General features: G+C 70.8%; 8 protein-coding genes. 5 read left to right on the top strand and 3 right to left on the bottom strand.

Annotation, left to right across the window (positions count from 1 at the left end):
• The 5 genes from VFM98_RS18775 to VFM98_RS18755 form a co-directional block, all read left to right on the top strand.
• A partial coding sequence (locus tag VFM98_RS18775; protein ID WP_325111418.1) for a 5-dehydro-4-deoxyglucarate dehydratase occupies positions 1-586 on the top strand: 586 nt, incomplete at its 5' end.
• 37 nt (positions 587-623) lie between these two features.
• Complete coding sequence (locus VFM98_RS18770) at positions 624-1,580, top strand: tripartite tricarboxylate transporter substrate binding protein (RefSeq protein WP_325111419.1); 957 nt, start codon at positions 624-626, stop codon at positions 1,578-1,580.
• A 2-nt stretch (positions 1,581-1,582) separates the two neighbouring features.
• On the top strand, positions 1,583-2,908 hold the full coding sequence (gene gudD / locus VFM98_RS18765) for a glucarate dehydratase (RefSeq protein ID WP_325111417.1): 1,326 nt from the start codon (positions 1,583-1,585) through the stop codon (positions 2,906-2,908).
• Positions 2,909-2,921: 13 nt separating this feature from the next.
• Entirely contained in the window at positions 2,922-4,478 is a 1,557-nt protein-coding gene (gene garD / locus VFM98_RS18760; protein WP_325111416.1) for a galactarate dehydratase, read from the top strand.
• Positions 4,479-4,576: 98 nt separating this feature from the next.
• Entirely contained in the window at positions 4,577-5,080 is a 504-nt protein-coding gene (locus tag VFM98_RS18755; protein WP_325111415.1) for a hypothetical protein, read from the top strand.
• Here VFM98_RS18755 and VFM98_RS18750 read toward each other — a convergent pair.
• From VFM98_RS18750 to VFM98_RS18740, 3 genes are all read right to left on the bottom strand, one after another.
• Positions 5,077-6,123, bottom strand: coding sequence for an NUDIX domain-containing protein (locus tag VFM98_RS18750; RefSeq protein ID WP_325111414.1), 1,047 nt, complete (start codon positions 6,121-6,123; stop codon positions 5,077-5,079). The genes VFM98_RS18755 and VFM98_RS18750 overlap by 4 nt on opposite strands.
• A gap of 101 nt (positions 6,124-6,224) precedes the next feature.
• Positions 6,225-6,869, bottom strand: a complete 645-nt coding sequence (locus tag VFM98_RS18745; RefSeq protein ID WP_325111413.1) for a response regulator transcription factor — start codon at positions 6,867-6,869, stop codon at positions 6,225-6,227.
• Positions 6,857-9,181 (bottom strand): ATP-binding protein (locus tag VFM98_RS18740; protein WP_325111412.1); only part of this gene is annotated, 2,325 nt, incomplete at its 5' end. The genes VFM98_RS18740 and VFM98_RS18745, both read right to left, overlap by 13 nt.

Genomic DNA, 9,181 nt, shown 5'->3' with positions numbered 1-9,181 from the left:
GCTGCTGCCGCACTACCTGACCGAAGCCACGCAGGACGGCCTGGTCCGCCACGTCGAAGCCGTCTGCAGGAGCGTGAAGATCGGCGTGATCGTCTACAACCGCGGCGCCACCAAGCTGAGCGCCGAATCGCTGCTCAAGCTGGCCGAGCGCTGCCCCAACCTGATCGGCTTCAAGGACGGCACCGGCGAGGTCGAGCGCATGGTGTCGATCCGCCAGAAGCTGGGCGACCGCTTCGCCATGATCGGCGGCATGCCGACCCACGAGGTCTATGCCCACGCCTACAAGGCCCTGGGCGTGCCCACCTATTCCTCGGCGATCTTCAACTTCATCCCGCGCACGGCGATGGAGTTCTACAACGCCTACTGGGCCGGCGACACCCCCACCACCGGCCGCCTGATCGACGAATTCTTCCTGCCCTACCTTGCCATCCGCAACAAGGGCGAAGGCTACGCCGTGACCATCGTCAAGGCCGGCGCCACCATCGTCGGCAAGAGCGCGGGCCCGGTGCGCCCGCCGCTGTCGGACCTGAAGCCGCAGGAAGTGGAAGAACTTGCCGCGCTGATCCGCAAGCTGGGTCCGCAGTAAGAAGCAAGCGTTTTTACCCAAGGAGAGAGACTGCATGATCAAGAAGACCCTGATGGGCCTGGCCCTGGCCGCGGCCGCCGTGTCGGCGTTCGCCGCGTGGCCGGAGAAGACCGTCACGATGGTGGTGCCCTTCCCGCCGGGCGGCTCCACCGACGCCATCGCGCGCATCCTGGCGCAGAAGCTGCCCGAGAAGCTGGGCGGCACCTGGATCATCGACAACAAGCCGGGCGCGACGGGCACCATCGGCGCCGCCTTCGTCAAGCGCGCAGCACCGGACGGCTACACGCTGTTCGTGTCCTCCCTCGGCCCGTTCGTGATCGCGCCCCACCTGATCAAGGCGGTGCAGTACGACGCGCTGAAGGACTTCGACCCGGTCACGGTGATCGTGCAGGCGCCCAACGTGCTGGTGGTGCCGGCCAGCTCGCCCTACAAGACGGTCGCCGACCTGCTGGGCGGCCTGAAGAAGACCCCGGGCAAGCTGAGCTTCGCCTCCTCCGGCAACGGCTCGTCGGACCACCTCTCGGCCGAACTGTTCTGGCAGCAGACCGGCACCCAGGGCCTGCACATCCCGTACAAGGGCGGCGGCCCGGCCATCAACGACCTGCTCGGCGCGCAGGTCGATGCCGCGTTCGTGAACATCAACAGCATCATCCAGCACATCAAGGCCGGCAAGGTGCGCGCGCTGGGCATCTCCTCGGCCAAGCGCTCGCCGCTGCTGCCGGACGTGGCCACGCTGGACGAACAGGGCATCAAGGGCGCCGAGGTGCAGTCCTGGCAGGCGGTGGCGGCGCCGAAGGGCCTGCCGGCGGACGTCAAGCAGAAGCTGCACGCGGCGATCGCCGAATCCGTGAACGATCCGGCCGTGAAGGAAAAGCTGCTGGCGCAAGGCTTCGAGATCGTGGCCAACACGCCGGAGCAGTTCGCGAAGTTCCAGGCGGCGGAATACGCGAAGTGGAAACAGCTGATCGAAGCGCGCAAGATCACGGCGGATTGAGCATGAGCACTCCGGTCGTCAAGACCATGCGTGTGGTCCCGGTCGCCGGCCGGGACGGCATGCTGCTGAACCTGTCGGGCGCGCACGCGCCCTTTTTCACGCGCAACATCCTCCTGCTGACGGACAACGCCGGCCACACCGGGCTCGGCGAAGTCCCCGGCGGCGAGAAGATCCGCCAGACGCTGGAAGACGCCCGCGCGCTGGTCGAAGGCCAGGCCATCGGCAACCTGCAGGCGATCCTGAACGCGATGCGCACGAAGTTCGCGGACCGCGACGCCGGCGGCCGCGGCAACCAGACCTTCGACCTGCGCACCACCATCCATGCCGTGACGGCGGTCGAATCCGCGCTGCTCGACCTGCAAGGCCAGCACCTCGGCGTGCCGGTCGCGGCGCTGCTCGGCGAAGGGCAGCAGCGCGAGGCGGTGCAGATGCTCGGTTACCTGTTCTTCGTCGGCGATCGCCGCAAGACCACCCTGCCCTACGCCAGCGAACCCGAAGCGCAGGACGACTGGCTGCGCCTGCGCCACGAGGAGGCGCTCACGCCCGAAGCGGTGGTGCGCCTGGCCGAAGCGGCGCAGGAGCGCTACGGCTTCCAGGACTTCAAGCTGAAGGGCGGCGTGCTGGCCGGCGACGCGGAAGTCGAGGCCGTGACGGCGCTGCACGAGCGCTTCCCCGCAGCGCGCGTCACGCTGGACCCGAATGGCGGCTGGCTGCTGAAGGACGCGATCCGGCTCGGGCACAAGATGCGGGGCGTGGTCGCCTATGCGGAAGACCCGTGCGGCGCGGAGGAAGGTTTCTCCGGCCGCGAGGTGATGGCGGAATTCCGCCGCGCCACCGGGCTGCCGACGGCGACCAACATGGTCGCCACGGACTGGCGCCAGATGGCCCATTCCCTGGCGCTGCAATCGGTCGACATCCCGCTGGCCGATCCGCACTTCTGGACGATGGCCGGCTCGGTGCGCGTGGCGCAGACCTGCCGGGACTGGGGCCTCACCTGGGGCTCGCACTCCAACAACCACTTCGACATCTCGCTGGCCATGTTCACCCACGTCGGCGCCGCCGCGCCGGGCAAGGTGACGGCGATCGACACGCATTGGATCTGGCAGGACGGGCAGCGCCTGACGAAGCAGCCGCTGAAGATCGAAGGCGGCTACGTGCAGGTGCCGGAGAAGCCCGGCCTCGGCATCGAGATCGACGAGGCGGAGCTGCAGAAGGCCAACGCCCTCTACCAGCAGCACGGGCTGGGCGCGCGCGACGATGCGGTCGCGATGCAGTTCCTGGTGCCGGGGTGGAAGTTCGATCCGAAGAAGCCGGCGCTGGTGCGCTGAACGCTCCCTCTCCATGAGCCAGCCCCTCTACATCACCATGCACGAAGCCGACAACGTCGGCATCGTGGCCAATGACGGCGGCCTGCCCGCCGGCACCGTCTTCGCCTCGGGGCTCACGCTGAAGGAAAAGGTGCCGCAAGGCCACAAGGTGGCGCTGGTGGACCTGCCGGTCGGCAGCGCCGTGCGCCGCTACGACGTCACGATCGGCTACGCCGACCGCGATATCCCCGCCGGCAGCTGGGTGCACGAGCGCCTGCTGCGCATGCCCGAGGCGCGCAGCCTGGTGGACCTGCCCATGGCCACGGCGCGCCCGCGTGCCATGGAGCCGCTGGAGGGCTACACCTTCGAGGGCTACCGCAACGCCGACGGCTCGGTGGGCACGCGCAACCTGCTGGCGATCACGCAGAGCGTGCAGTGCGTCGCCGGCGTCACCCGCTTCGCCATCGAACGCATCCGCGCCGAGCTGCTGCCGAAGTACCCCAATGTCGACGGTGTGGTGGCGCTCGAACACGGCTACGGCTGCGGCGTGGCGATCGACGCGCCCGACGCGGTGATCCCGATCCGCACGCTGCGCAACATCAGCCTGAATCCGAACTTCGGCGGCGAGGTGATGGTGGTGAGCCTGGGCTGCGAGAAGCTGCAGCCCGAGCGCCTGATGCCGCCCGGCACCATCCCGATCGCCGAGGCCCGCGACGAAGCGGAAGGCCTGGACGTGGTGTGCCTGCAGGACGAGGGCCACGTCGGCTTCATGTCCATGGTCGAATCCATCCTGCGCCAGGCCGAGGTCCACCTGCGGCGGCTGAATGCGCGCCGGCGCGAGACGGTGCCGGCCAGCGAGCTGGTGGTGGGCGTGCAGTGCGGCGGCAGCGATGCCTTCTCCGGCGTCACCGCCAATCCCGCGGTCGGCTTCTGCGCCGACCTGCTGGTGCGCGCCGGCGCCACCATCATGTTCTCGGAGAACACCGAGGTGCGCGACGGCGTGGCGCAGCTCACGGCCCGTGCCGCCACGCCCGAAGTGGCGCAGGCCATCGTGCGCGAGCTGGGCTGGTACGACGAGTACCTGAAGCGCGGCAGCGTGGACCGCAGCGCCAACACCACGCCGGGCAACAAGAAGGGCGGCCTGTCCAACATCGTCGAGAAGGCGATGGGCTCGATCGTGAAGTCGGGCTCGGCGCCGATCGCGGCCGTCGTGCCGCCGGGCGAGAAGCTCCAGGGCCAGAAGGGCCTGGTCTACGCCGCCACCCCGGCCAGCGATTTCATCTGCGGCACGCTGCAGCTCGCCGCCGGCATGAACCTGCACGTGTTCACCACCGGCCGCGGTACGCCCTACGGCCTGGCGGAAGTGCCCGTGATCAAGGTCGCGACGCGCAGCGATCTCGCCCGGCGCTGGCACGATTTGATGGACGTCAATGCCGGCGCCATCGCCGAAGGCAAGGCGACGATCGAGGAAGTGGGTTGGGAGCTGTTCCGCCTGATGCTCGATGTCGCGAGCGGGCGCAGGAAGACCTGGGCCGAACAGTGGAAGCTGCACAACCAGCTGGTGCTGTTCAATCCGGCGCCGGTGACGTGAGCCGCTTGTAACAGCGGCACGGGGCGTAGGCCATCGACCTACGGATCGCGCTCCATATTGCCACTGCGGCGCAGGAGGTGCGCACCTAACCTGACTGGGTGACGAAGAGAACCGAGTCGGGCAGGCAGGCCCTCCGTGCAGGCAAGTGGATCGCAGGAGCAGCAGCCCTGGGCCTGGCGTCCCTGGCCTGTGCGCAGGGCGGTGCGCCTTCCGCCAGCGCCACCCTGAACGTGCGCGCCACCATCCTGCGGCACGCCAGCATCCGCGTGGCCCCGCCCTCCTCGCTCACCATCTCGCCGGCCGACATTGCCCGCGGCTACGTCGAACCGGCCGTGCCGCTGGAAGTGACGGTGCAGAGCAATGCCCAGGAAGGCTACGTGCTGGTGTTCGAGCGCCAGGACGGCCCCGTGCGCAGCGCCGAGATCCAGGGCCTCGACGGCACGCTGCAAGTGGGCGGCGCCGGCGCGATGGCTGCGCGCCAGGCCGCCGGCCGGGGCCTGTGGCGCGAAAGCCTGCACCTGCGCTTCCGCTTCGAGCTGGCGGCCGACGCCGTGCCCGGCGAACACCCCTGGCCTTTGAGCATCTCGCTCATGTCGCGCTAGACGTCCTTCGTGATGCCCAGGAAGGCATCGAGGATGTGGAAGTGGTCGTCGTGGAACTGCTCTTCCAGCGCGGGCAGCTGCGCGATCGGCACCCAGCGGGCCTCGGCCGCATCGTCGCTGCCGGCGATCTCGGGCAGCATGCGCGCGCCCAGGTCGAAGTAGAAGGCGTGCGTGATCACGCGGCCGCGCTGGCTGCGGTCGGGATGGTCGAACACGCGCATGGCCTGCAGCGCGTGCTCCATCTCCGAGGGCAGCAGCTCGAAGCCCGTCTCCTCCGCCAGCTCGCGCAGCGCCGACTGCCAGGCCGTCTCGCGCTGTTCGATGAAGCCGCCCGGCATCGCGAGCAGTCCCTTGCCCGGCGCGCGGCCGCGCCGGATCAGCAGCACCTGGTCGGCGATGCGCACCACCGCGTCGACCGTCACGAACACCGGCGGATACGGCGCGCCGGCCCACTTGTCGTGCTCCTGCGCCAGCTCGGCCCACTCCTCGCGCAGCTTGTGCAGGAAGGGCAGCTGCGCCCAGGCGCGCAGGAATTCCGCCGTGCTCGCCGGAACCTGGTCGGCGATGGCCGCCAGCGAGGCTTCGAGCCAGGCGCCGCCGAACAGCGCCGCGCGCAGCGCCTTGCCGTGGATCTCGCCCTGGCGGCCGATGTCGTGCAGCGCCCATCCCGGGAAGTCGTGCAGGTATTCGGTGGTGGGATCCTTGCGGTGGCCCACCAGCACCACCCGCGTGCGGTCCGAGCCGGTCAGCTTCGCCATGGCGGTGCGCACCTGGCGGACCCAGCGCTGCTCGTCGAAGACGTCGCGGATGGCGAGGAAGTCCACCCGCGCGCGCTCGGCCTCGCTCAAGGCCAGGCGGATCGTCTCGACCCGTTCCTGGAAGGTGAAGGGATTGCGCGGCGAGCGGGCCTGGAAGGCCGAGCCGATCAGCACGGCGCAGCGCGGCGCCAGTGCCAGGCCCTCGCGGATCAGCGCGAGCTGCGCGTCGTGGAACAGCTGGAAGCGGCCGATGCAGGCCGCCCATTCGGGATGTGGATCGGTCATGGACGCGTCGGTGCGGAAGGCGCGGCGCCGCCGCGGGAGCTTTCATTCTGCGGCCAGGCCGGCCCCGCGGGGGCCGCAAGCGCGGACGGCGGCGCGACGCTTCAGCCCGGAAGCAGGCCGGTCCGAATCGCATAGCGCGTGAGGCTCGCGACGTCGCGGGCCTCCAGCCGGTCCATGATGCGCGAACGGTGGACGTCGACCGTCTTCGGGCTCAGCTGCAGCACATTCGCGATCTCCTTGGACGAGCGGCCATGCGCGACCAGCCTGAGGATTTCCACCTGGCGTTCGGTGAGCAGGTCGCCGGGGCCGGGCTCCGAGGGCGCGAGCAGCAGCGTGGCGACGGCGGGGCTGAAGTAGGCGCCGCGCCGCAGCACTTCGCGGATCGCCACTTCGAGCTCCCGCGCCGACGCGTTCTTCAGCACGTAGCCGGCCGCGCCCGCCTGCGCCGCGCGCCGCACCATCGCAGCCGTCTCGTGCATGGAGACCACGACGCAACGCACGCCGGGCCGTGTCACCGCCAGCCGGCGGATCGCGTCGAGCCCGTCGAGGCGCGGCATCCCGATATCGGTGAAGACGAGGTCCGGCTCCAGCGCCTCGGCCTGCCGCACCAGGTCCTCGCCATTCGCGGCCTCCCCCACCACCTCCACGTTTTCGATCTGTTCGAGCAGAAGGACCAACCCCGCCCGGGTGAGTGTGTGGTCGTCCGCGACGATGAGGTGCACGGGGGCGGTGCTCAGGGTGTGCATGGATCGCTCTCCTCGGTCGATGGGATAGGCGCCGCGGTGGCCGCGCGGCGCAGGGGGCGCAGGGCCGCCTGCAGGGCGTCGAGCGCGCGGGCCAGCGCGTGCTCGCCCGCGTCGTTGCGGAGCGCCTCTTCCACGCTGGCGGCCGCGTGGGCCAGGGCCTGCGCGCCGAGCAGTGCCGCCGCGCCCTTGAGCGAGTGCGCGCTGCCGCGCGCCTGCGCGGCGTCGCCGCCGGCCAGGCAGGCCCGCAGGACGGGCAGTTGCGCCTCGCATTGAGCGAGCAATTGCCCGAACAGCCGGACGTACTTGGCGCGGCGGGACGCGAACTCGCGCACGCGCTCGGCGTCCATGCCGGGCAGCGCCGCGATGCGCGCGAAGCGCAGGTCGGCCTCGGACGCATCGTCCTGCACGTGCAGGGCGGCCCACGGCGCCTCGCGCTCCCGGCGAGGCGCTGCGGGGGCCGCATCGAGCCACCGGGCGAGCACCCGATAGAGTTCTTCGGGCTGGACGGGCTTGGCCAGGAAGTCGTTCATGCCCGCCTCGAGGCAGCGCCGGCGGTCCTCGGCGAAAGCGTTGGCGGTGAGGGCCACGATGGGCAGCAGGGCCCGGCCGGGCAGGCGCCGGATCGCGCGCGCGGCCTGCAGGCCGTCGATCCCGGGCATCTGCATGTCCATCAGCACCAGGGCGTAATCGCGGTTGCGCACCATCGTCACCGCGTCGGCGCCGTCGCGGGCCCATTCCACCTGCAAGCCGGCTTCGTGCAGCAGGTCCGTCGCCACCTCGGCGCCGATCGCGTTGTCTTCGGCCAGCAGCACGCGCGCGCCAGCATGGCGCTGGCGCAGGGCCGCCGCCGCATCGTCCGCCGCGGGCGCGCTGTCCTCGCACGGCGTGCCCGCGACCCTGGCCAGGCAGGCCGTGAACCAGAACAGGCTGCCTTCGCCCGGCGCGCTCTCGACGCCCACGGTGCCGCCCATCATCTCGGCCAGGTGGCGCGTGATCGCGAGCCCGAGCCCGGTGCCGCCGCTCGTGCGCGCAGCGGAAGCATCGAGCTGTTCGAAGGGGCGGAACAGCGACGGGATGCGTTCGGCGGCGATGCCGATCCCGCTGTCCTGCACCTCGAAGCGCAGGCGCAGGTGGTCCGCCGTTTCCTCCTGCACCCGGCAGCGCAGCGTCACGCGGCCGCGCGGGGTGAACTTCACCGCGTTGCTCAGGTAGTTCAGCAAGGCCTGCCGCAGCCGCGTCGGGTCGCCGCGGACGCGGCCCGTCACGGCGTCGCACTGCGTCACGAGGCGCAGCCCCTTGGCCTGGGCCTGCGGCCCGATCACGGCCACCGCCTCGCGCAGCACGCCCGCGATGCCGAATTCGACGCATTCGAGCTCGAGCCGGCGGGCCTCGATCTTGGACAAGTCCAGCACGTCGTTGACCAGCGCCAGCAGGTGCTCGCCGGCGTCCTGGACCTGCTGCAGACGCTGCGCCTCGCGCGGCGTGGCGGCGTCGCGCCGCAGCAGGTGCGCGAGCCCGAGGATCGCGTTCAGCGGGGTGCGGATCTCGTGGCTCATGTTGGCCAGGAACTCGCTCTTGGCCCGGGTCGCCTGCCGGATGCGCTCCTCGTCGCGCTTGCGCTCGGTGATGTCGATCAGCCATGACAGCACGCCCGCCTGCTCGTTCAGCGTGGCCGGCACATAGGTCGCCAGCATCTCGCGCACGCGCCGGTGCCGATCGAGCATGCGCACCTCGCGCGTCAGCATGCGGCCCCTCGCCAGCTCCCGTTCGATCTCCGCCCTCTGGGCCGGATCGGCGTAGTAGGCGCCGGCGTCGCTGCCGGCGTGGTCGCCGAACATTCCGACCGCCGCGGGGTTGCCGAACTGCAGCCGCCCGGCCACCGAGAACGCGATGCCCACCGGCGCCGAGTCGAGGATCGTCTGCAGGCGCTCGCGCTGCAGCTGCTGGGTCTTCTCCTTCGCCGTGCGCGCTGCGACCTGCGCCTTCGCACGCCGGTGGTGGGTCCAGGAATAGAGGCCCGTGGTCAGCGTGAACAGCAGGAGCAGGGCCGCGGCGGTGGCGGCCTCGCTGCGCCAGGGCGCGAGCAGTTCGTGCGTCTCGCGGCCGACGAAGACGTAGAAAGGATAGTGGTCGAGCCGCTGGTAGCTCATGGTGCGCTGCCGCCCGTCCACCGCGGAGACCGCGACGAAAGTGCCGGCGGCGGGGTCGTTGCGCAGCGCCTGCGTGGTCGCGTCCGAAACGCTGCGGCTGCCCGGCTCCCGCCCCGGCCAGGCGGCGGGGGAATAGCGGGCGAACAGCGTCATGTCCTCCCC

It is taken from the genome of Ramlibacter sp., from assembly GCF_035706265.1.
Classification (GTDB): Bacteria; Pseudomonadota; Gammaproteobacteria; order Burkholderiales; family Burkholderiaceae_C; genus Ramlibacter.
Note: the sequence above shows the minus strand (reverse complement) of the source record. Positions and strands in the feature narration are given on the sequence as shown.